Here is a 26,391-nt window from a genome sequence, read left to right as displayed (position 1 = left end):
TTTCCTTATCTAAAGACTTAAATACATTTGAAGTAATCAAAAGGCTCAAGACAGTCCTGACATTTATAAAGTGCTTTACAGGCGGTGGAACTAAACTCTGTTAACAGTCGGGTATGTCGGCTTTTGCAACGTGGGCACTCGACACCATCATTTAAATGAACGTGAGTTCCACACTGATGCGCCAACCCTTCAGGTGGTGCAATGCCATAAACTTGTAGTTTCTTTTTACCCGCATCAGACATCCAGTCCGTGGTCCATGCTTCTGATAAATCGACCATGACTTTGACCGGTGTCAAAGCTTCTGCGGTAAATGCCTCAACAATTTGTGCTTTGAGCATATCTGTTGCTGGGCAACCGCTATATGTTGGAGTTAGCCGAACAATAATTTCTTGTTGATCGTTAATCTCTACACCGCGAATCATGCCTAAATCGACAACCGATAAAACCGGAATTTCAGGGTCACTTACCGTTTGTAGAACATCCCAACATTGGTCGATGCAATGACGAATCATTTGCATGGCTCACCTCCTTGTCTTACCAGGTCATTCCCGGATAAGTTCTTTGAATACATTGCATTTCAGCCAACAAATAACCCAAATGCTCGGTATGCAATCCTTGTTTCGCACCACGGCGATAAGCACCGTTCACAGCAACATTTAATTCAAAACGCTTAAGCTCATCTGCAATAGTTTGGTTCCATTGTTCTTTTTCATTTGAAAAATCTGGAATCACACCTTCTGCAACTAATGCTTGTTCGTCTGCACTCAGTTCAAATAATTCAGCGGTAAAGCGCCATAAATTATTTAAACCGTCTTGCACACGTTGATGTGCTTCATCTGTACTTAAACTTAAACGTTCCATCCAGCTTGTTGAAAAGCGGATGTGATACTTCACTTCTTTTAAAGATTTCACAGCAAGCGCGCTTAATTCAGGAAGTGAGCTTTGCGCTAAAGCCGTAAATAAATGAAGATGGTAATGGTCCATCAACCACTGGCGTACAATCGTTTGTGCAAAGTCACCATTGGGTTGTTCGCACAACAAGAGGTTTAAAAACTCACGTTCTGTACGGAAATACGCAAGTTGGTCTTCATCACGCTTAGCTTCATCATATTGACCAGCCAAAGTTAGAAAGTTTCTTGCTTGACCTAACAAGTCCAAGCCGATATTTGCTAAGGCAATATCAATTTCTAGCTCAGGTGCATGCCCGCACCATTCAGCCAAACGCTGAGATAAAACCAGTTGGCTATCGCCAATATGTAATAAGAATTTAGATAAAACTGAATGATTCATTTGCCATTCCCCTTACATGTGCTCAATGCCATCTGGGATATGGTAAAAAGTCGGATGACGATAAACCTTGTCTAAAGAAGGATCGAAAAATTCAGCTTTTTCATCTGGCTGTGATGACTTAATCAGTTCTGAACGAACTACCCAAATGCTAATTCCTTCATTACGACGCGTGTAAACATCACGAGCATGTTGTAGTGCGATTTCATCATCAGGTGCTCTTAAGCTGCCTACGTGACGGTGGCTTAAGCCTTGTTTACTACGTACAAATACTTCGTAGAGCGACCAGTTGTTTTTATCTTCCATTTTGATTTCCTCAAATTTTTCCATAAATCTTGTTAAGCCACTTTGTTCGCTTCAAGCTGCTGTTTTTTCGCGTAGACCACGGCTGCATCACGAACCCATTTGCCGTTTTCCCATGCTTTACGGCGTGCTTCGATACGCTCGTGATTACATGGTCCACGTCCGGCAATCACTTCATTAAATTCGTGCCAGTCAATCTCGCCAAACTCATAGTGTCCTGTTTCTTCATTGAACTTTAAATCTGGGTCCGGTACTTCCAAGCCAAGTTGCAACACTTGCGGTACAGTGTTATCGACAAACTTTTGACGTAATTCATCGTTACTAAAGCGTTTGATTTTCCACGCCATGCTTTGTGCGCTGTTTGGAGAATGTTCATCGCTTGGACCAAACATCATGAGTGCTGGCCACCAGAAACGGTTCACTGCATCTTGTGCCATCTGCTTTTGTTCCGGTGTACCGTTTGCCAAAGCCATCATGGCTTCAAAACCTTGACGTTGGTGGAAACTTTCTTCTTTACAAATACGTACCATCGCACGTGCATATGGCCCATATGAAGTACGGCAAAGCGCAACTTGGTTCACAATGGCTGCCCCATCGACAAGCCAACCAATTGCAGCGACATCTGCCCAAGTCAAAGTTGGATAGTTAAAGATTGATGAGTATTTCATTTTCCCATTAATCAACTTTTCCATCATGTCATCACGGTCAGCACCTAAGGTTTCTGCTGCGCTATACAGATATAAACCATGACCCGCTTCATCTTGTACTTTCGCGAGCAAAACCGCTTTGCGTTTTAAAGTTGGCGCACGAGTAATCCAGTTTCCTTCAGGCAACATACCTACAATTTCAGAATGGCCATGTTGCCCGATTTGACGAATCAATGTTTTGCGGTAGGCATCAGGCATTTGATCCTTAGCCTCGATCGTAATTTCATTGGCAATATTTTGTTCAAATTTCTGGTAATTGTTTTCCATTCTTTCATTCCCTGTAGGTATCACCCTTAAATCTATTTTTCGATACACAAAAAACAAAGTCAACTAATTTTTTAGTATCAAATTAAATCCACAACAATAAAACAAATCAAGTTATTGAAATTAATAAAATTAATTTAAATGTAAAAAACTTTTTTACGTTTAAAAATCAAAATAAAGTTGACTTTTATACAAATTAATCTGAAATTATGAATCATATTTTTGCAATTTTTATAATTGATGTATCAAATAAAAAGGAGTTTGGTCATGCTTGAACAAGCACACCTAGAAGGAACCTCAACTGACACAGATTTTCAGCAGTCTGAGCATCAACTGCCTCACCTTGCTTCTTATGTCTATGGAACATGGCATTCGTCTGACGAAGAATTACGTACCGTTTATCATGCCATTACAGGTGAAGCGATTTATGCCGTAAGTAGTCATGGCATAGATATGAAACGTGTTGTTCAGTATGCCAAACAGAATGGTTCAGAACTGGCTAACTGGACGTTTCACCAACGTGCTAATGCGTTAAAACAAATTGCCCAACATTTACTTGAACGTAAGGAAGACTTCTACAAACTTGTTTATGCAACAGGTGCAACTCGTAAAGATGCATGGATTGATATTGAAGGTGGCATCCAGACATTATTTGCTTATTCAAGTCTGGTTCGCCGTGAACTCAATGATGAAAAAATTATTACTGAAGATAGCTGGATTCAATTATCTAAAAACGGCACTTTCGGCGCTAAACACATTTTAAGCCCTAAAGCAGGTGTTGCCGTTCATATTAATGCTTTTAATTTCCCAATTTGGGGAATGCTTGAAAAGATTGCACCGACGCTACTTGCAGGCGTGCCATGTATTGTGAAACCAGCAACCGATGGTGCCCAATTAACTCAAGCAGTTGTAAAAGCCATTGAAGAAACACATGTCTTACCAAAAGGCGCACTACAACTCATTTGCGGTCAGACTTATGACCTGTTAGAACAGTTAGGTCCACAAGACTGCGTGACTTTTACAGGTTCTGCCTACACAGGCCAAAAACTACGTAACCACCCTCACCTCAATAAATATTCGATTCCATTTAGTATGGAAGCTGACTCGGTAAACAGTGCAATTTTAAGCCCTGAGGCAAATGAAGAAACTGTCGATTTATATGTGCGTGAAGTCTTCCGTGAAATGACTACAAAAGCAGGCCAAAAATGTACTGCAATTCGTCGTGCATTTGTTCCTGAAAACTTGTTAGCGACTGTACAAGAGAAGCTGACTGCCAAACTTGCTAAAGTTGTGGTGGGCGACCCTCAAAAAGAAGAAACTACCATGGGGGCTTTAGCGAGCATTAAACAAAAACATGACGTTGCAGAAAAAGTTGCCGAACTCAGCAAAGATGCAAAAATTGTTTTTGGTGGCAACGATAGTTTTACATTTAATGCAGACCATCCTGAAAAAGGTGCTTTTTTCGCTCCAACTTTATTGGTGTGCGAACAACCTTTACAAGCAACGAATATTCATACCACGGAAGCTTTCGGTCCGGTATGTACACTCATGCCATATCAAAACATTGAAGAACTAGCTGACCTTGTTTCACGTGGTGAAGGTAGCTTAGTGGCTTCTGTCGTTAAAAATAACGATGAAAATATTGAACAGATTATTCAAAAAATTGCGCCTTGGCATGGCCGTGTGCATGTACTCGATGCAGAATCGGCAAAAGAAAGTACAGGTCATGGTTCACCACTTCCACATTTAGTACACGGCGGCCCTGGCCGTGCAGGTGGCGGTGAAGAGTTAGGTGGTATTCGCGCGGTTAAACATTATATGCAGCGCACTGCAATTCAAGGCTCTCCAAACAGTCTGACACAAATTACTCACTCATGGACTGCTGGCTCAAAAGTTAATGAAGACCGCGTACATCCATTTAAAAAGTCTTTTGATGAGTTAGTGATTGGTGAGCGTTTATTAACGGCGCGCCGTACAGTCACCGAAGCAGATATTGTCAATTTTGCTTGTTTAAGCGGTGACTACTTCTATGCACATACTGACAAAATCGCAGCGGCCGAGTCTTTCTTTGGTGAACGCGTTGCACATGGATATTTCATTGTGTCTGCCGCAGCAGGTCTATTTGTAGATGCAGCACAAGGCCCAGTGATTGCCAACTACGGTATGGACAACTTACGTTTTGTTGAACCGGTTAAAATTGGTGACTCAATCCAAGTTGAACTTACCTGTAAACAGAAAACCCCTAAACCACAAAAAGACCCGTCTCAGCCTGCACATGGCGTTGTGGTATGGGATATTAAAGTCAAAAACCAACGCGGTGAACTTGTCGCAACTTACGACATTTTAACTTTAGTTGCTCGCGAGGCTTAATGTTTAAAATGAGATGGGGTCACCTCGTCCCCATCTCATTTTTTTAACACTCAATGGCGTTAACAGCGAGACCACCTTTTGAAGTCTCTTTATATTTCTCAGACATATCTTTACCTGTTTCCTTCATAGTCTGAATGACTTTATCTAGTGTGACAAAGTGTTCATCGTCATCATGAAGTGCCATTTGGGCTGCATTAATGGCTTTTACGGCTGCAATTGCATTTCGTTCAATGCAAGGCACCTGAACCAAACCACCAATCGGGTCACACGTTAACCCTAAATTATGTTCAAGCCCAATTTCAGCCGCATGCTCCACTTGCTCAGGTGAGGCACCTAAAATTTCGGCTAAGCCTGCCGAAGCCATTGCACATGCCGAGCCGACTTCTCCCTGACACCCTACTTCTGCACCAGAAATAGAAGCATTGAGTTTACATAAAATGCCAACGGCTGCCGCACTTAAAAAGAAACGAACCACTTTATCTTCGGAAAAGTCTTTAGAGAAAGTCACGTAGTAATATAAAACTGCCGGAATAATTCCTGCGGCCCCATTTGTAGGTGCCGTCACTACTCGACCGCCAGCAGCATTTTCTTCATTTACCGCTAAGGCAAATAAATTGACCCATTCCATCGCATGAAAAGTCGTCACAATCAGGTTTGAATTTTTCTTATTTAATAACTTATCGTGAATTTTTTTAGCCCGACGTTTTACGTTTAATCCGCCCGGTAATATGCCTTCATTAATTAATCCGTTGTGAATACATTGCTGCATCACTTTCCAGATTTCCATAATCTTGCTACGAATCTCAGCTTCACTCCGCCAGCTTTTTTCATTTTCAAGCATTAACTCGCTCACTGATAAATGATGAGTCTTACATAAGCTTAAAAGTTCAGCCGCACTGTGAAATGGATATGGAACTTTAACGTCATTGGTTTCAGTGTGGATGTGTGTTAATTTTCTTTCACTGACAATAAAGCCACCACCAACCGAATAGTAAGTTTCTGCATATAAAATTTCTTGAGCCTCGTTATACGCAATTAGTTCCATTGCATTGGGGTGATAAGGCAAAGATTCATCTAAAAAAAGCACATCATGCTTATAGTCAAAAGAAATAGTCTTTTGCTGATTAAGCTGGATGGCTTTATTTTCAAGAACATCTTCAATCAAGCTTGTACTTACTTGAGTATCAATATGTTCAGGGTCAAAACCCATTAAACCTAACAGAACAGCCTTATCTGTCGCATGACCGACACCGGTTGCCGACAGCGAACCGTATAACTTCACCTGAACTCTAACCGTGGCTTGTAAATCGTCTTGCTTCAATAAATCTTCCACAAAACTGTATGCCGCTCGCATGGGTCCAACTGTATGGGAGCTAGATGGGCCGATGCCAATTTTAAAAAGATCAAATACACTAATAAACACGTGGTCCTACCTTCGATTCATTATTATTCGTATGTTCGTCATTATTGTGTCCTTTCGGATAGCTCTAAAATTATCATTAAGCCATCTATAAAGCACTGAAAATAAATGGTTCATTGCCTAAAAACAACACAATCAATTGCTAATACAGCCTTTTTTAAAAATTGAATTTTCCATTAATTTAAATGGTAAATGACTCAACCAATATTGAAGAATTGTTCTTTTGAGCAAATAAAATCACAAACCTTTGCCAATTTTTTATAAAAATATTTGGTTTTCAAGTTATTTACTTGAAATTTAGGCTATTTAAAATCAATTAAAAACAAACATTTACATAGTATTTAAATCATTCATTGCCCATAAATAGAATAAAAATTCCCCTATTTACCAATAACCATATATCGTATACGATATATGAAAGAACAATAGTTCTGTCGTTAAGGAAAACGTAATGACAAGTCAGTTTAAAAAACAGTTATCTCTAATGGATCTTACATTCATTGGCTTAGGCGCCATTTTCGGTTCAGGATGGTTATTTTCAGCAAGTCATGTGGCCTCTCAAGCCGGCCCTGCGGGTATATTGTCATGGATTATTGGGGGCTTTGCCGTTTTAATTCTGGGAATTATTTATTGTGAGTTAGGCGCAGCCTTACCCCGAGCAGGCGGTATTATCCGTTATCCCGTATTTTCACATGGCCCATTACAAGGATATTTATTGGGTTCTGTGACCGTCATTGCCTTTTCAAGTTTAATTGCAATTGAAGTCGTCGCTGCCCGCGAATATGCAGCAGCATGGTTCCCTTCTCTTACCGCCGTACATGATGGTGTTCGAACTCCAACTACCATTGGATGGTTGTTTCAGTTTGCACTTTTATGCGTATTTTTTGCATTGAACTATTACAGCGTAAAGACCTTTGCAATTGCCAACAACCTGATTAGTGCGTTGAAATTTGCTGTTCCGGTTTTAGTGATGGTTGCACTTCTATACCATTTTAAACCTGCAAACTTTTCAATGACCGAGTTTGCTCCAATGGGCGCTCACGGCGTACAAGGTGCCGTATCTGCTGGCGGTATTATTTTTGCGTATTTGGGTTTAACGCCGATTATTTCGGTAGCAAGTGAAGTAAAACGTCCTCAATTTACGATTCCTTTTGCACTCATCTTATCTGTCGTTTTGGCAACGATTATTTATGTAGTGCTTCAAGTTGCTTTCTTAGGTGCAGTACCTACCGATATGTTAGCAAATGGTTGGTCAGGACTTAGTGACAAGTTCCCATTACCTTACCGCGACATTGCCATGTTATTAGGTTTGGGATGGTTAGCACTCTTAGTTGTTTCAGATGCCATTATTTCTCCGTCTGGCTGCGGCAATATCTATATGGCTGCAACTCCACGTGTCATTTATGCATGGTCAAACAGTAATACATTCTTCCGTATTTTTACGCGTGTAGACCCAAAATCTGGCATTCCACGTTATGCATTATGGTTAACGTTTGCACTTTCAGTATTTTGGACCATGCCGTTTCCATCTTGGGATAAATTAATTTCCGTAGTTTCAGCAGCGTTAGTTTTAAGTTATGCCCTAGCTCCTGTCACAGTGGGTGCTTTACGCCGTAATGCTCCTGAGCTTGAACGTCCATTCTATGTAAAAGGATTTACTGTTCTCGGGCCGCTCGCTTTTGTCATTGCGTCTTTTATTGTGTATTGGTCTGGCTGGAATGTCATTTCATGGTTGCTAGGCGCACAAATCGTGTTGTTTGCACTCTATGTCATTTTTAAGCGCTACGTGCCAACCCAAGAAGTCAGCCTTGCCCAACAGTTAAAGTCATCAACATGGCTCCTTGTTTACTACATTTTAATGATTCTTGCCTCTTACCTTGGCAGCTTCGGTGATGGCGCATCACACCTATTGGCAGCGCCTTTCGACACCTTATTCGTCATGGTGATTTCTCTTGGTTGCTACTACTGGGGTATACGCTCAGGTTTACCAAAAGCACTGATTAAAAATGACGATGAAGCTTAGCGATCGTTTGCTTAAACACATATAAGTTAAGGTTTTCTTTTGATTAATACCGTATACAAAATACAATATTTTCAAATGTAAAACCTTCGCTTTGATAACTCTCCAACGTCAGAAGAACCACTTTTGACGTTCACTCTCAAGTGAGGTTGATAATGTTAAATATTACTGGTCAAAATTTTATTGCAGGTCAACGTTCAAGTGCAGGCAGTAAGTTTGTATTAAGCTACGATGCTGCAACAGATGAAGCATTACCCTATCAGTTTGCTCAAGCAACTCCTGAAGAAATTGATCAGGCAGCTCAAGCAGCTGCATTGGCTTATCCGGCTTTTAGACAAACTACGCCAGAACAACGCGCCGTTTTTCTAGAAACGATTGCCAGTGAAATTGATGCGCTTGATGACCAGTTTATTGCAACAGTCTGTCAAGAAACTGCTTTGCCGGAAGCGCGTATTCGCGGTGAACGTGGGCGGACCACAGGTCAATTACGCCTATTTGCTCAAGTATTACGCCGTGGTGACTATTTAGGTGCCCGTATTGATTTGGCTTTACCTGAGCGCCAGCCACTTCCACGTCCAGATTTACGTCAATATAAAATCGGTGTTGGACCAGTTGCCGTATTTGGTGCAAGTAACTTCCCTCTTGCCTTTTCTACTGCGGGTGGCGATACCGCTTCAGCACTTGCTGCTGGATGTCCAGTTATTGTGAAGGCTCATAGCGGTCACATGGCAACGGCCGAATCTATTGCAAATGCCATTTGTAGTGCGATTGAGAAATGCGCCATGCCAAAAGGTATCTTTAGCATGATTTATGGTCAAGGTGTCGGTGAGCCACTGGTAAAACATCCTGCAATTAAAGCCGTTGGATTTACAGGTTCACTTAAAGGTGGCCGCGCTCTATGCGATTTAGCTGCCGCACGTCCTGAACCCATTCCTGTTTTTGCCGAAATGTCGAGCATTAACCCAATGATTTTATTACCCGAAGCTCTAAAAGTGCGTGGTGATAAAATTGCGACCGAACTTAGTGGTTCAGTGGTTTTAGGCTGCGGTCAGTTTTGTACTAATCCGGGCCTAATTATTGGAATTAAATCACCTGAATTTAGCCAATTTATTACGCGGTTCAAGGCTGCAATGGCTCAGCAACCGCCACAAACTATGCTTAACAAAGGCACTTTAAGAAGCTACGAGCATGGTCTTAAAGCATTACTCGCACATGACAAGATTGAGCATTTAGCGGGTCAACCACAACAAGGCCAGCAAGCCTATCCTCAGCTCTTTAAAGCCGATGTATCTCTTTTACTCGAGCATGATGAATTACTTCAAGAAGAAGTGTTCGGCCCAACGACGATTGTGATTGAAGTTGAATCAGCAGAGCAGCTTGCTCTCGCATTAAGCGGTCTACGTGGTCAACTTACAGCATCATTAATTGCCGAGCCACAAGATTTTGAGAACTTCGCAACCCTTATTCCATTACTCGAAGAAAAAGCAGGACGTTTACTTCTAAATGGTTACCCAACAGGTGTGGAAGTCTGTGATGCCATGGTACACGGCGGGCCATATCCTGCAACTTCAGATGCACGTGGTACATCGGTAGGAACCTTGGCAATCGAGCGTTATTTACGTCCAGTATGCTACCAAAACTATCCAGATCACTTATTGCCACTCGCCCTTCAAAATGCCAATCCGCTTGGTATTGCGCGCTTGGTCAATGGTGAAATGAGTAAAGCTGCTCTTTAATTCTTTAAAGGAGTTTATCCAAGAGATGAACTCCTTTTTTTAGTTCAAAGCCTCCAGCGTAACCGCACATTATTTAAATAAAAAAGTGCAAAAAATGAATAGCACGATGCTCCATTAAATCAATGCGTAACATATTTTCAAATAAGGATATTGGTATATGACGACAACACTAAAAAAGGTAGTAGCGGCCTCCATGGTTGGCTCCGTAGCAGAATGGTATGAATTTTTCCTTTATGGAACCGCTTCTGCCCTCGTCTTTGGCGAACTTTTCTTTCAACAAACTGGCAATGCTATAGATGGAATTTTGGCGGCCTTTGCCCTGTATGCCGTTGGCTTTTTAGCAAGACCTCTCGGTGGCCTCGTGTTTGGTCACTACGGCGATAAAATTGGGCGCAAGAAATTATTGCAAATTAGCCTGATTATTGTCGGTATCACTACTTTTTTAATGGGCTGTATTCCGACCTTTCATCAAATTGGCTATTGGGCACCTACACTCCTAGTGATACTGCGTTTAATTCAAGGTTTTGCTTTTGGTGGTGAATGGGGCGGCGCAGTTATTTTAGTTTCAGAGCACAGTCCAGATGTTCGCAGAGGTTATTGGGCAAGCTGGCCACAAACTGGCGTACCGCTCGGAAATTTAGTAGCCACACTGGTTTTATTATTACTTTCAAAAAACCTCTCACCCGAACAATTCCTAGACTGGGGGTGGCGCTGTGCATTCTGGTTCTCAGCAGTCGTGGTACTGATTGGTTTATGGATTCGAAAAAATGTAGACGATGCCGAAGTGTTTAAAGAAGCACAGGCCAAACAACAGCTTCTTGAAAAACAACAACTCGGGATTATTGAGGTTTTAAAATATCATAAGAAATCTGTTATTGCGGGTATCGGTGCCAGATTTGCAGAAAATATTTTGTACTATATGGTGGTTACTTTTTCGATCAGTTATTTAAAGTTAGTCGTCCATAAAGATACTTCGCAGATCTTACTGCTCATGTTTGGCGCTCATCTGATCCATTTCTTTATTATTCCTTTTATGGGACATTTAAGCGATATATTTGGCCGCAAACCTATTTATCTTATTGGGGCTGTACTTACTGCTTTTTGGGGTTTTGTCGGCTTTCCTTTAATGGATACAGGCAATGACTGGCTCATTATGCTAGCAATTGTGCTTGGTTTATTTATTGAGTCCATGACCTACTCGCCTTACTCTGCGTTAATGACTGAGTTATTTCCAACTCACATCCGCTATACGGCGCTTTCATTTTGTTATCAGGTCGCACCCATTATGGCAGGTTCCCTTGCTCCATTAATTGCCTTAACCTTACTCAAAGAATTTAATAGCTCGGTTCCGATTTCTTTATATTTGGTTGCCGCAAGTCTGATTTCTATTGTCTCGATTTTGCTGGTGAAAGAAACCAAAGGCCGATCTCTAGCTTTTAAAGATTAATCTTTAATATACAAATTCAGCACTTAATAATCATTTTTGGGTTGTTCTATACAACCCATTTTTTTTATCTAAATATTTTTGATAGAGGCCCGATACAAAGTAGGTGACATGCCTGTATGTAACTTAAACTGACGACAAAAAGCACTATGGTCGGTATAACCACAGCGCAAACCAATTTGAGTAATCGGTAAGTCAGTCGCAAGCAGTTCAGTGGCGACTTGGAGACGAATTTTGCTAATCATTTGCCGAGGCGTTAAATGGTATATTTTTTTGCAATAACGTTCTAACTGAGCCACCGACACGCCAGCAATTGCGGTCAAATGCGCCAAAGTAATGGTTTCGGCGTAATTCTTTTTAATATATTCCTCAACCTGAACCATTTTATAAAAAGCAGGATGTGTATTTTCAGGCACATTTAAATCATTAGAAATACCCGCTATTCCTACTAAGTTTCCATCCGTATCAAATAATGGTTCTTTATAAGTTAAACACCAACCCGACTGATTTTTTGCATATAAATGTAGTTCTAATTGCTCTGTTAACTTTTTACCGCGGCGAATAACTTGCAAGTCTTGCGATGTATATATTTTTCCAAGTGAATGAGGAAAAACTTCAGAAGAGGTTTTTCCCAATATTGCAGTTTTATCTTTTAGACCGCAGCGATTTACTAATGTTTGATTGACAAAGACATAACGTGCTTCGGTATTTTTGATGAAAAACACCACCGAAGATAAAGCATCAAACAATGGTTCTATACTTTCCAGATTTTTTAAGAAATCTTCCAAAGTGGTAGTTAGTTTCGGAATTTGAACCAAAGTCATGAGCTAGAGCGGACAAAGTTATAACTTGTCTACTCTAGAACATTTCATTTTTGATTTAAAGGAGAAGTAGACATCGCCATGAGGCTTTTTACACGAGTAGGCAGTAATGGTGGTCTAGAGTTAGGCAACTGCCAATCAAACAGGCAGGCCGCTGCTGTTGCACATGTGCTTCCTTGGCAAGCTCCCATTCCACAACGTGTATGTAATTTTGCATCAATCCAACTACTACGCTTGGCAACCTTATCAAAAGTTACATCTTCACATCGACAAAAAATAGTTTCTGGGCGTGCAAGCGTTTTTAACTCAGCACGTAACTTAAAGCTTTTCTCAAGGAGATGTGCAAATAAACGATACCGTTGTCTTTGAGCAAATAATTGTCTGGCTTTTTCATTTTGGCCTATAGCGGCATAACCTGCGATGCTACCTTCGACCATCGCCAGCTCACTTCCGCCAAAACCTGTACACTCACCTGCTGCCCACACCTGTGGCTGTGATGTACGTTGATAGTCATCGACCGTAATCGCATTGTCCTTAATTTGACAACCCATTAACTGCCCTAATTGAGTATTCGGGACTAAACCAAATCCGCACGCGAGTCGATCACACTCAATTTCAATGATTCCTTTCGGCGTTTGTAGCCTTACTCGTTCAAGACGTTCCTGACCAATCGCTTCAACCACATAACTGTCAGGTTGATATAAACGATGAGGTAAAGATAACGCTTGTATTACTTTCGAAGGCCAACGCCAAAGTTGCAGTGCAAATTTACGAACGGAAGATGAAGCCGCCTGTTCGGCAACATAGAGAACTTGAGCCTCTGCTTTTTTTGCCGTATCCGCACTTGCTAAAAGTAATGGCCCTGAACCTGCAATCACAATGCGTTCATTTTTGACAGGTGTGCCTGCTTTAATTAAGGCTTGCAAACCACCTGCCCCTGTTACGCCAGGTAAAGTCCAACCGGGAAAAGGCAAAAACAGTTCTCTTGCTCCCGTACACAATATAAGCTGGTGATAAGACAAGTTTAGGCTGTCGTGAGGTCGCTCAACGAGTAACTGGCCTGCAAAAGGCGCGGCGACAATTTTCGAACCAAACATAAATTCAATATTAGGATGAGCTTTGATTTGTTGATATTTCTGCTGCGCCATTTCAGGTACAGGGAAAATCGGTCCAGCGCGCCAGATTTGACCGCCCGCCTGTGGGTTATTATCCAATATTAAAATTCGCCCGCCACTTTCGGCGGCTGCAATAGCAGCTGACAACCCTGCAGGCCCAGCACCAACAACCACCACATCGTATTGTTTTTCCATTATTGTGTTTCCACTTTCATGTCTTGCTGGCACAGCGTCTGACAAGCAAGCACTCTGAGTCCATTAATATTGACACGGCATTCCTGACAAACTCCCATTCCACAAAATGGAGTACGTTTTTCACCACAAACTGACAAACGGCTGTAAGATTTCGCTTGTGCTAAAGCAGCAGCAACACTCGTACCTTCAATCACAGAAACTGATTGTCCGTTAATAAAAAGCTGAATCATCTATGCAGCTCCTATAAAACGATGAGGTAAAAAAGGCTCTGGATCTATATCAAAAGTTATTCCACATATGTGTGAGGCAATCAGTTTTGCTGTCCCTGTTGCTGTTGTGACACCTAATCCTTCATGACCTACCGCTAAATAAATCGATTGAAATGCAGGATGTTGTCCAATTACCGGAATACCATCGGGTGTGGCTGCGCGAAAGCCAGTCCATGCCCGAATAACATTAAGATCAGCCAAAGCTGGAAAATAATCGGCAGCCTCTTTAAGTACCCGAGTAAAGACTTCTGGCTCTACAGTCGGATCAACTGTATTAAACTGACGAGATGACCCAATAAAAAGCTGGCCCGTCGGTCTAGGCTGAATATTACAAGCCACCGAAATTCCACTTGTCGCTTGAGTACTGGCCGCATAAGCCAAAGCCACCAACGTATGCTTTACATTTAATTCGGGATAACGATCAGTAATCGCCAGATGACCTTTTTTAGGTTCAATCGGTAGCTCTGGAAAAAAATCTGTCGCATGAATACCGTTAGCCAAAACGATATGCGCAGCTTCTAGCCATTTGCCATCACTTAACTGAACCCGATTTTCTTCAATATGAATAACTTTAGCTTGTTGAACCTGAACCTTGTGGGGAAATTTTTTTAATAACCATTCAGCAGCACAAGGTGCATATAAAATTCCATCATCAAAAACTTCTAAACCACCATAAAGACCCTGCTTTAAGTGAGGTTCAAGCTGATGAACTTCATCTGCGTTTCGAAGTTGGCAACGGACACCTTGTGCAGTGAGACGTTGATATTTTTCCTCAGCAATCTGCATTTCTTCTGGGCTACTTGCCAGCCATAAAGTTGGCGTTTGGCGATAAGCACAGTCTTCCGAAAGTTCGTGTCCTAATTCATGCCATAGCTGAACTGACCAATGACTAAGTTTTAATTCGGCTTTCAAGTCATCCATAATGACCAAATGCCCCATGCCCGCGGCTGTGGCACCACCAATCCGAGCATCCAAAACTTGCACATTTAACCCTTGCCGAGCCAATTCATAAGCACATGCCGCACCTACAATGCCTGCCCCAATGACGATGGCATCGGTTTTCATAGCTGAATACCCCAAGCAAATGGGTCATTTTCATCCATAAATAAAGTTGCTTCGGCACTCATGTAAGCTTCACCACGAATGGTTGGAATCACATATTCCCCTGCTTGCTCATACGAGGCAATAAACTGGCTACCGATAATGCTGGCTTGTTTCCATAACTTTCCTGGCTCAAGTTTGCCATCTGCGGCCAAGCAAGCAATTTTCGCACTCGTTCCAGTTCCACATGGTGAGCGGTCATAGGCCTTGCCTGGGCAAAGTACGAAATTTTTACTGTCTGCTTCGGTGTCACTTGCAAATAACTCAATATGGTCAATTTCTTGCCCATCTTTACCGGTTATTCCTTGTGCCGTAAGCGCTTGTCTAACAGTCCACGCATATTCGGTAAGTTGATCCAAATTATCACTTGAAACACGTTGACCATGATCATTAATCAAGAAGAACCAGTTACCGCCCCATGCAATATCACCAGTAACTTTTCCATATTTTTCAACATCAACTTCGACTGCTTTTTTATAACGATATGCCGGTACATTTCGCACACTCACTGAATGGTCTTCATGCAATGTCGCTTCAACATCACCTACTGGAGTTTCAATTAAGTGTGTACCTACTTGTATTTTTCCCAAGTGTGCTAACGAAGCTACCAAACCAATCGTGCCATGACCACACATACCAAGGTAGCCTGTGTTATTAAAGAAAATAACGCCCGCGCTCGCTTTTGGATTCACTGGCTTACACAATAATGCGCCAACCAACACATCATTACCGCGCGGCTCTAACATGGTTGCTCTACGGAAATGGTCATATTGTTCTGATAATATTTTTCGGCGGCTTTCCATATCCCCTGTGCCTAAATCAGGAAAACCTTCAAGCACTAATCGTGTTGGTTCACCACCAGTATGAGAGTCCAAAATTTTTACTGTTTTCATAGAAGTATCCTTACATTTTCCTTTAGGATGACTGATCTCAAAACAGCAAGCTTGATCGTTTTCTTATAAATCTATGACGAAATCAGCATAGTGAAAACTTACTTCAGCTAAAATAAAGACAAAAAAATTAGGCCATTGGCCTAATTGAAATGATAAAGAATGCAGCGCTTATTTTTTCACATTTTTATGGTGAGGTAAGTGCTCATAAAGTGATTGGCAAACACCATTAATATGCTCTTCAATTAACTTAACCGCCAAATCAACATCCTTGGCTTTACAGGCTTTCACAATTTCTTTGTGCTCATCATTTGCACGCGATTTGCCTTCGGAAACATTCATCTGCAATCTTAAATAGCGCTCAATTTTATCGTAAATAGAACGAATTAATCCGAGCATATAAGGTCGCTGTGCTGGTTCATAAAGGCACGCATGTAACTGCCAATTTAGTGTTGTCCAGCTTCCAATATCCATGTTATCGATAAAGGCATTACAAATTTCATCTGCCTTTTTATAAGTTTCTTCTGTCATATTCGGCACGGCGAGCTGAATCAACTTCGTTTCTAACATAACCCGTACTTCAAAAATCTGAGCTAATTCTTCTTCAGAGATTCGGGTCACAATTGCACCGCGATTTTTTATAAACTCAACTAAACCTTCGGCTTCAAGTTGCTTTAAGGCTTCACGTACCGGAATTTTGCTGACATTAAATAGCTTGGCAATTTCATCCTGACGGATCGGCTCACCTTCAGCAATATGCCCTGCAATAATTGCTTCTCTAATATATTTGACAATAACTTCAGATACCGAAGGCATTGCACCAAGATTTGATACATTAAAAGATGGTAGCGTCACGAATATTCTCTTAACCTCAAAATATGACACAAACAAAAGGATGATAATTTTAGTCATCCACCATAATGAAATTATTGCTTTGAAAGCATCATTTTCGGTACGGCTTATCCTTCATATAAAGCTTTTAAAAACTATTTTTATATCACTATAAATCAATAATTTTTAAAATCATTCATATACAAAGTATACTTTATACCATTTAATTCACAAAACTATTATTAGACTATGCCGAAATCGTCATTATTTTATTGTATTTAACCAAGCAAATCGTCATAAATACCAGCATACTACCCTGTTCTCTTGACGGGAAACTGTCAAAAATTCTTATCCATTGAGCTGATTATTCCTTACAAGGTAAAAAATTTTATCTTGTAGAAATCTTGCTGCATAAAACTTTCAGAGTTTGAGTCACTTCATATGAGTACGCCAACAGAAGCAAAATTTTCCCTGACTTATTATACGGGTTTCTTATCTGTACTATTTGCTGCTTTTCTATGGGGTACGGCAGGCACAGCAGCATCTTTTGCAAAGGGCATCAGTCCACTTGTGATTGCTACCATTTCTGTGGGCTTTGGTGGTTTAATTCACACATTTTTAAGTTTAAAAGCCATTAAAAAAGATTACCGAAAGCTTTTTGACTATAAAACCAAAGTTTTGATTGCCGTCATTGTTTCTATTCTTTGTCCGTTTGCTTTTTATTCTTCGGTCTCATTAGCTGGTGTTTCAATTGGTACTGTTATTTCAATTGGCTGCGCCCCTTTGTTTTCAGTTATGCTTGAGTGGTTATTAGATAAACGTAAGCTTTCTTTAAAATGGCTTATCAGTTTTATTCTTGGTTTTTTAGGAGTCGTTTTACTCTCATATGCAGGCGAACATAGTCACCAACATCAAGGCGTCCAATCCGAACGGCTATTAGGTGTATTTTTTGGCTTACTCTCAAGTCTGAGTTATGCAACATATTCATGGATTATGAAAAACTTAATCCATAAAGGCATCAACTCAAGAGCTGCCATGGGCGTGATCTTTGGGATTTCAGCAGTTCTGTTATTACCTACTTTATTAATTACAGCAACTCACCTATTTAATTATCCAAATAATATTTGGGTAGCCCTTTATATCCCAATCGTACCTATGTTCTTAGGCTATTTATTTTTTAGCTTCGGTTTAAAACGTATTCCAGCCAGTCAAGCCATGACGTTAGCTTTGGTCGAAATTCCTGTTGCAGCTTTATTGGCAGTTGTTGTCGTAGGCGAAAGTTTAACAATGAATAGTTATTTAGGTTTAGTTTTAATATTCCTCTGCGTTATTGTCCTCACTAAAAAATAAATAATAGAAGTAAAAAAGAGGCTAAATCGTTAGCCTCTTTTTTTATAGATATTTGCTTAGATTTCAGCTGACCAGTTACGGTACCAAGTACGGAATAATTCATACTGAGTTTCAACGTATTTACGTTGTGATTCACTCAATGCATCCGTCTCGTTAAAATGTAAGGTATATTCTTTATCGCCATTAAGTACCATTAAGTACTTGTAATAAAGGACTAAATCAGTACCTTCATCAAAAGACGATAAAACTTCTAAAGCGCTTGATAATTCTTGTGCCAAACGACGAGCTTTCGCATCCCCTGCTGCAGCTTTCTTACTAAGGTCAACCAACTGCAAAACTTCTTTAGGCAAAGCATTACCAATGCCCGTAATCGCACCCGTTGCATTGCAGTTAACAAAACCATGGAAAACCTGAGTATCTACACCAGCCATTAATGTCACAGAGTCATCTTGGGAAGTGATGAACTCAGCTGCATAACGCATATCAGCAGCACCACCAAACTCTTTAAAACCAATTAAGTTTGGAAATTCACGGCGTAATTCAAAAAACAAATCTGCACGAGTCGCAAATCCATAATACGGGCTATTGTAAATTACCGCAGGTAAGCTAGGAGCAGCTTTTAAAATCGCAGAAAAGTGTGCCTTTTGTGCAGTTGGCGATGCACCACGTGATAATACACGTGGAATTACCATAAGCCCTTGTGCACCTACTTTTTCTGCATGAGCTGCATGAGAAACGGCTTCTTTTGAATTAACTGCCCCAGTACCCACAATTGTCGGAATACCAGCAGCTACAAGTCGTGCTACACCTTCTTGACGTTGAGCTTCGGTCAATAAAGGCCAATCGCCCATTGAACCACAATACACTACCGCACTCATTCCCGCTTCAATAAGCTCATGCCCTTTTTTCACAAGCGCATCAAAATCTGGCTCACGGTTAGGAGTACATGGAGTCATTAGCGCCGGGATACATCCTGTGAAGATATTACTCATAATTATTCCTCAGTAATATAGTTAAAACTATTGGTAGTTGTACTTTTGAGTTAATCCATCTCAAAAGTTATGGAATGGGTATCAATAGCTGTCCAATCATTCTTCATATATCGTATACGATATACATAAAAAAGAATAGTCTTTGTTCTAAAATTCTTTTTATCTAAAAAAAACGTATAAAAAACAAAGATAGAAACTGTAGAACTGATAAATAGGATATGTTTTGAAAGCTTTTTTCTGATTTATTAATAATAAAGGTTCAAAAATTAAACGGGTCTGAAGAAAATTATTTACTTTTAAAATGGTTAAAAAAGATACAGGAAACATTAGCCATTAGTCGCACATCCCTATTTTTACTCATTTTTACTGGTAAAGTGCTTTACATGGTTTGATACAACCTACTTAACTCAGATGCATAATTCACCTGTTACCTGCATCTGAAGTTTTTCTGCCTCTAGTCCGCTAGGGGCTTTTTTTATGATTACTTAAAATATGTTCTATTCAATGGGTGGGAATAATAAAAAGAAAAAAGCCTACTCAAGAAGCAGGCTTTTTTAATCATTTATTTTGAATCATTGGCTTTTTTAACTTTAGCATCGTAATGACGATAGCAATAACCAAAAACTGCTCCAGCACTAAAGAAAAACATTGCTTGCATCATAGCTCGGTCCTACACATGATTTAAAAGGAACTTAAAACTTAACACCTATGTTTGTTTTTCTTTGAATGAGGTTTAACAGGTTTTTGTGCATTATGAAAATTTATGTGATTAAGCTTAACAATTTATTTGGCTGTCTAAAAAAAGCCTGTCTTTTGACAGGCCTTCTTGTTCGAACTTAAGTTAATTCTTTAATTAAAGAATTAACCACATGTTGCTTGAGTAATTTTTTTAGAAGTTGGATCAATTGTGACAGTTACTCGATTTGAACGATAATCCATTGTCATCGGTTGACCTGGAGCAACTTTACGAACAATTTCTGACTTCGTTTTTTGCTTAATTTGATCATCGGTTAAACCAGATTGCCCAACTAATTTTTGAGCTTCTTCTGAAACACAGTTCGCCTGATTATCACGGAATAATTTCCACTCTTCGACGACTTGTCCATTTGGCAAATGGCAATAACCTACCTGACCATTTGCTTCATTTCTAATTTCTAATTTCCCGCCTTGTTCAACGCAATATTGACTAGCAGGATTTGGTGAACCAATTTTTGGAGGAGTTGAATCTTTATGTTGTACTGATGAGCAAGCCGTTAACGAAACAAGCGCTAAACCAAGAAAGATAATTTTTTTCATAAATTTTGCTTCTTACTAAAAGAAATAAAGATATCAAAAAAATTTATGTTTTATATGACTTGTTTACAATAAAAAACCTTCATAGAGAGCAACTTACAAAATAATTCTCTATTGCAAATGTTAAATTATGATGCGTTATATTTAACAATAAAATTTATTTTCTATGGTCTTTCTAAAATACGTGGCCCGGCACCTTCTTGTCCCAACACATCATTTGGATTTCTTAATGGACATTGTTCTAATGACAAACAACCACATCCAATACACCAATCCATTTCGTCTCTGAGTCTTGTGAGTTTTTGAATACGCTCATCCAAATTCTTCCGCCAATCGAGAGATAGCTCTTTCCATTGTTGTGCAGTTAATTTAGAACCCATCGGATATTTACTTAGGGCTTGTTTTATTTCATCTAATGGAATACCAACTTTTTGAGCAATTTTAATGATCGCAATGTAACGTAACACCACTAGAGTAAAACGGCGTTGGTTACCATTGGTTCTTATACTTTTAATTAAACCTTTAGATTCGTAAAAATGAAGGGTTGAAACTGCAACACCGCTACGTTTTGCAACCTCACCAACCGTTAACAAACGACTTTGATTCCTTTCACTCATTTTTATTAATCTCAAGCTTAGTTGAGGTCTTATAAAAGGTTGCTAAAATTTTGTCAAATTGCAATCTAACTTTAACCTTTCAGCAATTTAAGCTATTTATAAAAATTAAAAACTATAATTTGCAAAATTGAATAAAAAATCATCAAAATTATTTAAATTCACTATTCATTTTAGATTCAATAAAAATATTATAGTCTGTTTTCACAACCACATATCCAGAACATATTATAAACAAATGGCATAGGTGCACCTAAAGGATAGACTTTAGCCTCCTCTATTTTATATGTCTTTTTTCTTGATTCGATATGTAAAATACTATCACAACGTGCAATTACAGTTCCTTTTTTATATAGTTTTTTTCTTTCATTTTTTGCATCGAATTTATATACCAAAAAGTAAACTTTTTCCCCTACCTCTATCCTTGAATGATTAACCATAATGTAACCATTACAATACTTACATTGCCAATCGTCCATATCTTAAAATATCACATACTCAAATGAGAAAAATAGAATAACTGTTTTAGTATAAATTTATTAAAAATATAAATCTAAAAAAATATTTAAATTTAAAAAATAATACTTATTTGAGACGTTCATCACACAATTTTCCTAGCTAAAACTTAGTAGATAAATATATAAAAGACAAATAGTTACACAAATATAAAATTATTACTATTTTCCATTGAGTGCACTTTTTTAACAATAGAAAGTTAAAATTATTTTTAATAATATTACACAAATATAATATATTATTTGTTATATGTAATAAAATTAAAAAATACTTTATTATTCAGCACAAATAATAAAGATTAGATATTTTCATCATTAATTGAAAAAAATTCATTTTTATAAGCAGTTAAAAAATCTAAAATATATAAAAATATAACTTATTTTTTAATTATGGCTATTCAACGTCAAAAACTCGAACTCCCATCTGGACATAATAAATTATTACTCCATTCTTGCTGTGCTCCCTGCTCTGGAGAAGTAATGGAGTCATTAATTGAGTCTAATATAAACTTTTCTATATTCTTTTATAATCCTAATATTCATCCGGTAAAAGAATATCTCATTCGTAAAGAAGAAAATATCCGCTTCGCAGAAAAACATAATATTCCCTTTATTGATGCAGATTATGACACCGATAATTGGTTTGCCCGTGCTAAAGGTATGGAAAATGAACCTGAACGCGGTATCCGCTGTACCATGTGTTTTGATATGCGCTTCGAGCGTACCGCTTTGTATGCATATGAACATGGGTTTAGTCTAATCAGCAGCTCTTTAGGGATTTCAAGATGGAAAAATATGGCGCAAATCAATGACTGCGGGATTCGCGCTGCTTCACACTATCCCGATATTCAGTACTGGGACTACAACTGGCGAAAAAATGGTGGCTCTAGCCGCATGATTGAGATTAGTAAACGTGAAGAATTCTACCAGCAAGAATATTGTGGCTGTGTGTATTCCCTACGTGATACGAATCGCTGGCGTATGAGTAATGGTCGAGATCGCATTAAAATAGGTGTTAAGTTTTATAGTAATACAATGGAAAATGATTAAAAAAATTTATAGCGATTCAAAAATAAATATTTAATTATATTTATTTACTTCTAGATTTTTCTAACCGCAAATAAAAAGAGCCACATCTGGAGAATGTGGCTAAAAGGTGTACTTAGACGAGCTTTGTTTTATTAGAATAATAAAGCTAGCTTAAAATAAGATTAATAAAAAAATTTTTATTTTAGAAAGTTATAAAAATAAGCAATTTCTTTTCTCATCAAATTTATTGTGTTAGTTTTTAATACTTTAATGTTTCTATAAAACATTTATATCCAACATATAATTTCATCAATTAGTCAGAATGAAGTGTAATTATGATTCAAAATGAAACGATCGAAGTCTCGCCAGTTCAACAACAAGACTATACTCAATGGTTAGAATATTGGGTTGCCTATCAAAATTTCTATCAGGTCAATTTACCCCTCCATATCACAAAAAAGACTTGGGATCGTTTTTTCGATGAAAAAGAACCTATTTATTGTGCTGTTGCCAAAAATAAAGAACGTATCTTAGGTTTTGTCACTTATATGTTTCATCGGTCTACTTGGGCAGAAAATAACTACTGTTATTTAGAAGATCTGTATGTATCACCTGAAGTTCGTGGACGACACATTGGTAAACAACTTATTGAGTATGTACAGAAGCAAGCCACCGAACATAGCTGTGAACGTTTATATTGGCATACTCAAGAAAGCAATCAAACAGCCCAAAAGCTCTATGATTGGATTGCACAAAATCCCGGCGTTATTCAGTACCGTATGTCTTTGAACTAAGCGAAGTTAAACACCAAAAATTTTTACTCTTTTGGTGTTTTAGCTTTAATCATTTTTGACTACCCAAATAGATTGGTACTTAAAGCTTGCTGCGAATGAGTTTGACTACCTTATCATTCACAGTTGAGCATTGATTAAATGCTGCAAAACGCTTGAGTTCCTGATCTAATTCAAAAAAGAAATGCTCTTTATCTTTTACCGTTTTTTCTAAATGTAGACTAATCACTTCTAGTTCTTTTACTGTCCGGTGTGCTTTACAGTCGATTCGTCCTACTAACTCATTTTGATAAAGAATAGGCAAACAAAAATATCCAAATACCCGTTTGGCCGCTGGTACATAGCATTCGATCCGATAATCAAATTCAAATAAAGAAGTTAAACGGTCACGATGAATAAGAGAGTTATCAAAAGGCGAAAGTATTTTTAGACCAAAATCAGTATCCAATTGTTGCTCTATTGCAGTTACATCCACATATAGAGTTTGCCCATCTGCAAGTTTAATCGCTGATACGACACCTGCATCAATCTGCTCTTTCAGCACGACACGCATGGTTTCTTTTAAATCATTTTTCTTTAAATGAACCAATTGTTTCCACGTAAATGCACCATGAGCTCGAAGCGTATTATTAAATAAATACTGAGCATATTCGTAAAGCGTAGGCAAACTTAAATCAATATTTTCAGGTAGGCAGCGTTCAGTCAAATCGTAAACTTTTTCCATACCATTACGTTCACAGATCATCAGGTCACCTTGCATATATAACTGCTCAAAAGCACGGCGGCCTGGACCGGTATTCCACCAATTCCCTAAACTCTCTTTATTTTTCTTATCAATATCCCTTAATCGAATTTTACCTTCGGCACGAACACGTGCCAGAATTTCATTCATAAGGTGTTGATCGCCTCTATTAAAATAGCGACTTTCCCCTTTTCTGACAGACATCATTGCCGGTAATGCATATCGATAATCTTTCATAGGAAGATAAGATGCCGCATGATACCAATATTCGAAAATCTGCCGTTCACGAACCAAACTGTTTAAATGGCTTAAATCATAATCTGGCACTCGACTCCACAATATATGGTGATGAGCACGTTCAACGACAGATATGGTATCAATCTGCACATAACCTAAATGGTCAATCGCCTCTAATGTTCCTTGCCTACCTGCTGCGAATGGACTATTTTTTTCTAAGCCCTGTTTTAATAAAGCTATTTTTTTCAAAGAAGATGTCATAAAAATCAAATATTGTTGTGTTCATTTAAAAACTGAAAGTTTCAATATTATCCTATCACTTTTATTTAACTATCTTCCCTTCAAAATAGTATTTCTTTAGGTCCGTAATATTCTTTACTCACCTAAACCTTTATTAGTGAATTTTGTTATAACTTCTTGGAGCTAACCTTACCACTAACACAATGACCAATATCACACTACATAAATGAAAAATCCAACCTGCCTTATAAGTCCCTGTAAAGTCATGCAAAACTGCTACAAACCAAGGCGGTATTGCAGCAAGTAAAAAACCGCCTCCTTGCATAAGTGCAGATAAAGCACCCGCATTGTTCGGCTCTTCAAAATGGTCTAATGCCACAATAAGTGTTAAAGCAAAACAACCTCCCAAGCCTATTCCTAAACAAATTGCCCATAACACAGATGCAAATTCAGGTATAAAAGCAAGTCCTGCAAAGCCAGCAAATTGCATGAATAGAGTAAACCACAACCACGGACGTCGATCTTTATATTGTCTAGCTAAAATAGGCAAAGACAGAGCCGAGGCTGCTTGACTCAAGGCAAGTAAGGCAAGCAATTTCCCACTTTGAGAAATACTCCAGCCATGATCTTGAAACGAAGGTGCCAGCCACGCAACCACCGAAGAATAGCCACCATTGACCAAACCAAAACACAGCATTAACAACCATGTTCTAGGTTTCTTTAATAACGTTTTTACAGGTGACAGATGGGCAGTCGAACTTACAATGGAGGGTAAAAAAATAAATGTTGATAATAATGCTAATACAGCGGGTATAGTAAAGAAAGCCAGCCCCAGTGACCATAGACCCGTTATATTGGAAATCACAGGTGCCAACCATGCGCCTAATGCACCACCACCCATAAGCATAGCTGAATAAAGCCCCATCATAGGCCCGATATGTTGACTAAACTCTCGTTTAATAATTCCTGGAAAAGCAGCCTGTATCAGCGCGACGCCTAAACCAATAATTATTGCACTAGCAATTAAACCCTCAGCTGTAGGAAATAAAAATCTAAGTGCGCATCCAATACAAATAGTCAGCAAAGCACCCAAAACAACTCTGCGTTCTCCAACCATGCTCTGTACGATTGGACCAATAAAGGCAATAAGTCCCATCAACATCATGGGCAATAAAGTGAGTAGAGCTATTCCTTGTAGACTTAATCCGGTACCTACTCGAATCTTTGAGACTAAAGGACCAATACTGGTCATAAAAGGTCTGAAATTAAGTCCAACCAGAGCGACTGTCAAAATAAGCATGGGACGAGCCAAGAAAGCTTCAGACTGCTTCATTACTTTAGGCCCGATTGCTTAGCTTGATAATTTTTCCAAAACACATAAAGATCGGTACGGTCTTCAAATCGAACAGGCACATATTCGATTTTCATGGACTGTTCAGCAAATGGTTTTACAAGATCGGTATATATTTCAGCTGTAGATAAACCAAATGGTGCGCCATCTTCATTAGAATAAGCATAGTTAACTGTTTTTATACCCGCTAAACGCATTGCAGCCATACACATAGGACATGGATGCCCGCTTGCAAATACCGAACAACCTTCTAAATTCGCGGTTCCTAGAATTTGGCTGGCTGCACGAATTGCCAATAGTTCAGCATGTGCAGTCGGATCATTGGTTGTCAAAATTTGATTAACACCTGAAGCAATTACTTTGCCATCTTTTACAATTACTGCACCAAATGGTCGGCCACCTTTTTCTATATTGTTATAAGCAAGCTCAATGGCTTGACGTAAAAATTCCTGATTTGCTTTCAT

General features: G+C 39.0%; 25 protein-coding genes. 7 read left to right on the top strand and 18 right to left on the bottom strand.

What is annotated here, in order from left to right; translation table 11 throughout:
• Positions 1–17 precede the first annotated feature (17 nt).
• The 4 genes from paaD to paaA are packed head-to-tail and all read right to left on the bottom strand — an operon-like array spanning position 18 to position 2,564.
• Complete coding sequence (gene paaD / locus EGS71_RS20570; RefSeq protein ID WP_001177936.1) at positions 18–518, bottom strand: 1,2-phenylacetyl-CoA epoxidase subunit PaaD; 501 nt, start codon at positions 516–518, stop codon at positions 18–20.
• Between the two features lie 16 nt (positions 519–534).
• Positions 535–1,290: a 1,2-phenylacetyl-CoA epoxidase subunit PaaC gene (paaC, locus tag EGS71_RS20565; protein ID WP_001016793.1), complete on the bottom strand. Its 756-nt coding sequence runs from the start codon at positions 1,288–1,290 to the stop codon at positions 535–537.
• A 12-nt stretch (positions 1,291–1,302) separates the two neighbouring features.
• Entirely contained in the window at positions 1,303–1,593 is a 291-nt protein-coding gene (gene paaB / locus EGS71_RS20560) for a 1,2-phenylacetyl-CoA epoxidase subunit PaaB (RefSeq protein WP_000389648.1), read from the bottom strand.
• 32 nt (positions 1,594–1,625) lie between these two features.
• On the bottom strand, positions 1,626–2,564 hold the full coding sequence (paaA, locus tag EGS71_RS20555; RefSeq protein WP_000431128.1) for a 1,2-phenylacetyl-CoA epoxidase subunit PaaA: 939 nt from the start codon (positions 2,562–2,564) through the stop codon (positions 1,626–1,628).
• 264 nt (positions 2,565–2,828) lie between these two features.
• Between paaA and paaZ the strand changes: the two genes are divergently transcribed.
• Positions 2,829–4,931: a phenylacetic acid degradation bifunctional protein PaaZ gene (paaZ, locus tag EGS71_RS20550; RefSeq protein WP_000892935.1), complete on the top strand. Its 2,103-nt coding sequence runs from the start codon at positions 2,829–2,831 to the stop codon at positions 4,929–4,931.
• A 43-nt stretch (positions 4,932–4,974) separates the two neighbouring features.
• Here the strand turns inward: paaZ and EGS71_RS20545 are convergent, their stop codons facing one another.
• The gene (locus tag EGS71_RS20545) at positions 4,975–6,354 is read right to left on the bottom strand and encodes an L-serine ammonia-lyase (protein ID WP_000470942.1); all 1,380 of its coding nucleotides are present in this window, start codon (positions 6,352–6,354) and stop codon (positions 4,975–4,977) included.
• A gap of 448 nt (positions 6,355–6,802) precedes the next feature.
• Between EGS71_RS20545 and EGS71_RS20540 the strand changes: the two genes are divergently transcribed.
• The 3 genes from EGS71_RS20540 (at position 6,803) to abaF (ending at position 11,554) form a co-directional block, all read left to right on the top strand.
• Positions 6,803–8,374: an APC family permease gene (locus tag EGS71_RS20540; RefSeq protein ID WP_000203775.1), complete on the top strand. Its 1,572-nt coding sequence runs from the start codon at positions 6,803–6,805 to the stop codon at positions 8,372–8,374.
• A 152-nt stretch (positions 8,375–8,526) separates the two neighbouring features.
• Positions 8,527–10,107 (top strand): aldehyde dehydrogenase (NADP(+)), encoded by a 1,581-nt coding sequence (locus EGS71_RS20535; RefSeq protein WP_000932290.1) that lies wholly within the window; start codon positions 8,527–8,529, stop codon positions 10,105–10,107.
• A gap of 157 nt (positions 10,108–10,264) precedes the next feature.
• Entirely contained in the window at positions 10,265–11,554 is a 1,290-nt protein-coding gene (gene abaF, locus EGS71_RS20530) for a fosfomycin efflux MFS transporter AbaF (protein ID WP_025464941.1), read from the top strand.
• A 68-nt stretch (positions 11,555–11,622) separates the two neighbouring features.
• On the opposite strand, the gene EGS71_RS20525 is transcribed toward abaF, so the two are convergent.
• From EGS71_RS20525 to EGS71_RS20500, 6 genes are all read right to left on the bottom strand, one after another.
• On the bottom strand, positions 11,623–12,375 hold the full coding sequence (locus EGS71_RS20525) for an AraC family transcriptional regulator (protein WP_000177082.1): 753 nt from the start codon (positions 12,373–12,375) through the stop codon (positions 11,623–11,625).
• Between the two features lie 44 nt (positions 12,376–12,419).
• A complete protein-coding gene (locus EGS71_RS20520) occupies positions 12,420–13,682 on the bottom strand; it encodes an NAD(P)/FAD-dependent oxidoreductase (RefSeq protein ID WP_000415221.1) in 1,263 nt (420 codons plus the stop codon).
• Complete coding sequence (locus EGS71_RS20515) at positions 13,682–13,912, bottom strand: (2Fe-2S)-binding protein (RefSeq protein ID WP_000615330.1); 231 nt, start codon at positions 13,910–13,912, stop codon at positions 13,682–13,684. Before EGS71_RS20515 ends, EGS71_RS20520 begins: the two co-directional genes overlap by 1 nt.
• Entirely contained in the window at positions 13,913–15,016 is a 1,104-nt protein-coding gene (locus EGS71_RS20510; RefSeq protein ID WP_000845219.1) for an NAD(P)/FAD-dependent oxidoreductase, read from the bottom strand.
• Positions 15,013–15,945, bottom strand: coding sequence for a 4-hydroxyproline epimerase (locus tag EGS71_RS20505; RefSeq protein WP_000859582.1), 933 nt, complete (start codon positions 15,943–15,945; stop codon positions 15,013–15,015). The genes EGS71_RS20510 and EGS71_RS20505 overlap by 4 nt, the downstream gene beginning before the upstream one ends.
• 168 nt (positions 15,946–16,113) lie before the next feature.
• Positions 16,114–16,797 (bottom strand): GntR family transcriptional regulator, encoded by a 684-nt coding sequence (locus EGS71_RS20500; protein WP_000174668.1) that lies wholly within the window; start codon positions 16,795–16,797, stop codon positions 16,114–16,116.
• Between the two features lie 417 nt (positions 16,798–17,214).
• Here EGS71_RS20500 and EGS71_RS20495 point away from each other — a divergent pair, with 417 nt between their 5' ends.
• Positions 17,215–18,123, top strand: a complete 909-nt coding sequence (locus EGS71_RS20495; protein ID WP_000106979.1) for a DMT family transporter — start codon at positions 17,215–17,217, stop codon at positions 18,121–18,123.
• 56 nt (positions 18,124–18,179) lie between these two features.
• On the opposite strand, the gene EGS71_RS20490 is transcribed toward EGS71_RS20495, so the two are convergent.
• The 4 genes from EGS71_RS20490 to EGS71_RS20470 form a co-directional block, all read right to left on the bottom strand.
• Positions 18,180–19,115 (bottom strand): dihydrodipicolinate synthase family protein, encoded by a 936-nt coding sequence (locus EGS71_RS20490; RefSeq protein ID WP_000065199.1) that lies wholly within the window; start codon positions 19,113–19,115, stop codon positions 18,180–18,182.
• 861 nt (positions 19,116–19,976) lie between these two features.
• A complete protein-coding gene (locus EGS71_RS20480) occupies positions 19,977–20,411 on the bottom strand; it encodes an I78 family peptidase inhibitor (protein ID WP_000720063.1) in 435 nt (144 codons plus the stop codon).
• A gap of 161 nt (positions 20,412–20,572) precedes the next feature.
• Positions 20,573–21,025: a redox-sensitive transcriptional activator SoxR gene (gene soxR, locus EGS71_RS20475; RefSeq protein ID WP_000004112.1), complete on the bottom strand. Its 453-nt coding sequence runs from the start codon at positions 21,023–21,025 to the stop codon at positions 20,573–20,575.
• 188 nt (positions 21,026–21,213) lie between these two features.
• Complete coding sequence (locus EGS71_RS20470) at positions 21,214–21,501, bottom strand: hypothetical protein (protein ID WP_002025179.1); 288 nt, start codon at positions 21,499–21,501, stop codon at positions 21,214–21,216.
• 426 nt (positions 21,502–21,927) lie between these two features.
• Here EGS71_RS20470 and EGS71_RS20465 point away from each other — a divergent pair, with 426 nt between their 5' ends.
• Complete coding sequence (locus EGS71_RS20465) at positions 21,928–22,587, top strand: epoxyqueuosine reductase QueH (protein ID WP_002015778.1); 660 nt, start codon at positions 21,928–21,930, stop codon at positions 22,585–22,587.
• 314 nt (positions 22,588–22,901) lie between these two features.
• Positions 22,902–23,360 carry a GNAT family N-acetyltransferase gene (locus tag EGS71_RS20460; RefSeq protein WP_000615565.1) on the top strand — a complete coding sequence of 153 codons (459 nt, stop codon included), beginning with the start codon at positions 22,902–22,904 and terminating at the stop codon, positions 23,358–23,360.
• Between the two features lie 79 nt (positions 23,361–23,439).
• Here EGS71_RS20460 and EGS71_RS20455 read toward each other — a convergent pair whose 3' ends face one another.
• The 3 genes from EGS71_RS20455 to EGS71_RS20445 all read right to left on the bottom strand — a co-directional run bounded on the left by EGS71_RS20455 (position 23,440) and on the right by EGS71_RS20445 (position 26,391).
• On the bottom strand, positions 23,440–24,597 hold the full coding sequence (locus EGS71_RS20455; protein ID WP_000204286.1) for a winged helix-turn-helix domain-containing protein: 1,158 nt from the start codon (positions 24,595–24,597) through the stop codon (positions 23,440–23,442).
• A gap of 133 nt (positions 24,598–24,730) precedes the next feature.
• The gene (locus tag EGS71_RS20450) at positions 24,731–25,909 is read right to left on the bottom strand and encodes a cyanate transporter (RefSeq protein WP_000813788.1); all 1,179 of its coding nucleotides are present in this window, start codon (positions 25,907–25,909) and stop codon (positions 24,731–24,733) included.
• Positions 25,909–26,391, bottom strand: coding sequence for a nucleoside deaminase (locus EGS71_RS20445; RefSeq protein WP_000646722.1), 483 nt, complete (start codon positions 26,389–26,391; stop codon positions 25,909–25,911). The genes EGS71_RS20450 and EGS71_RS20445 overlap by 1 nt, the downstream gene beginning before the upstream one ends.

The sequence above is a fragment of the Acinetobacter sp. FDAARGOS_559 genome (assembly GCF_003940475.1).
Taxonomy (GTDB): domain Bacteria; phylum Pseudomonadota; class Gammaproteobacteria; order Pseudomonadales; family Moraxellaceae; genus Acinetobacter; species Acinetobacter baumannii.
This window is presented reverse-complemented; position numbering and strand designations above follow the sequence as displayed.

Excerpts from the sequence above, each read along its gene's own strand:
- paaD (WP_001177936.1), bottom strand. The coding sequence starts at position 518 with ATGCAAATGATTCGTCATTGCATCGACCAATGTTGGGATGTTCTACAA.
- paaC (WP_001016793.1), bottom strand. The coding sequence starts at position 1,290 with ATGAATCATTCAGTTTTATCTAAATTCTTATTACATATTGGCGATAGC.
- paaB (WP_000389648.1), bottom strand. The coding sequence starts at position 1,593 with ATGGAAGATAAAAACAACTGGTCGCTCTACGAAGTATTTGTACGTAGT.
- paaA (WP_000431128.1), bottom strand. The coding sequence starts at position 2,564 with ATGGAAAACAATTACCAGAAATTTGAACAAAATATTGCCAATGAAATT.
- paaZ (WP_000892935.1), top strand. The coding sequence starts at position 2,829 with ATGCTTGAACAAGCACACCTAGAAGGAACCTCAACTGACACAGATTTT.
- EGS71_RS20540 (WP_000203775.1), top strand. The coding sequence starts at position 6,803 with ATGACAAGTCAGTTTAAAAAACAGTTATCTCTAATGGATCTTACATTC.
- EGS71_RS20535 (WP_000932290.1), top strand. The coding sequence starts at position 8,527 with ATGTTAAATATTACTGGTCAAAATTTTATTGCAGGTCAACGTTCAAGT.
- abaF (WP_025464941.1), top strand. The coding sequence starts at position 10,265 with ATGACGACAACACTAAAAAAGGTAGTAGCGGCCTCCATGGTTGGCTCC.
- EGS71_RS20525 (WP_000177082.1), bottom strand. The coding sequence starts at position 12,375 with ATGACTTTGGTTCAAATTCCGAAACTAACTACCACTTTGGAAGATTTC.
- EGS71_RS20520 (WP_000415221.1), bottom strand. The coding sequence starts at position 13,682 with ATGGAAAAACAATACGATGTGGTGGTTGTTGGTGCTGGGCCTGCAGGG.
- EGS71_RS20515 (WP_000615330.1), bottom strand. The coding sequence starts at position 13,912 with ATGATTCAGCTTTTTATTAACGGACAATCAGTTTCTGTGATTGAAGGT.
- EGS71_RS20510 (WP_000845219.1), bottom strand. The coding sequence starts at position 15,016 with ATGAAAACCGATGCCATCGTCATTGGGGCAGGCATTGTAGGTGCGGCA.
- EGS71_RS20505 (WP_000859582.1), bottom strand. The coding sequence starts at position 15,945 with ATGAAAACAGTAAAAATTTTGGACTCTCATACTGGTGGTGAACCAACA.
- EGS71_RS20495 (WP_000106979.1), top strand. The coding sequence starts at position 17,215 with ATGAGTACGCCAACAGAAGCAAAATTTTCCCTGACTTATTATACGGGT.
- EGS71_RS20490 (WP_000065199.1), bottom strand. The coding sequence starts at position 19,115 with ATGAGTAATATCTTCACAGGATGTATCCCGGCGCTAATGACTCCATGT.
- EGS71_RS20480 (WP_000720063.1), bottom strand. The coding sequence starts at position 20,411 with ATGAAAAAAATTATCTTTCTTGGTTTAGCGCTTGTTTCGTTAACGGCT.
- soxR (WP_000004112.1), bottom strand. The coding sequence starts at position 21,025 with ATGAGTGAAAGGAATCAAAGTCGTTTGTTAACGGTTGGTGAGGTTGCA.
- EGS71_RS20470 (WP_002025179.1), bottom strand. The coding sequence starts at position 21,501 with ATGGACGATTGGCAATGTAAGTATTGTAATGGTTACATTATGGTTAAT.
- EGS71_RS20465 (WP_002015778.1), top strand. The coding sequence starts at position 21,928 with ATGGCTATTCAACGTCAAAAACTCGAACTCCCATCTGGACATAATAAA.
- EGS71_RS20460 (WP_000615565.1), top strand. The coding sequence starts at position 22,902 with ATGATTCAAAATGAAACGATCGAAGTCTCGCCAGTTCAACAACAAGAC.
- EGS71_RS20455 (WP_000204286.1), bottom strand. The coding sequence starts at position 24,597 with ATGACATCTTCTTTGAAAAAAATAGCTTTATTAAAACAGGGCTTAGAA.
- EGS71_RS20450 (WP_000813788.1), bottom strand. The coding sequence starts at position 25,909 with ATGAAGCAGTCTGAAGCTTTCTTGGCTCGTCCCATGCTTATTTTGACA.
- EGS71_RS20445 (WP_000646722.1), bottom strand. The coding sequence starts at position 26,391 with ATGAAAGCAAATCAGGAATTTTTACGTCAAGCCATTGAGCTTGCTTAT.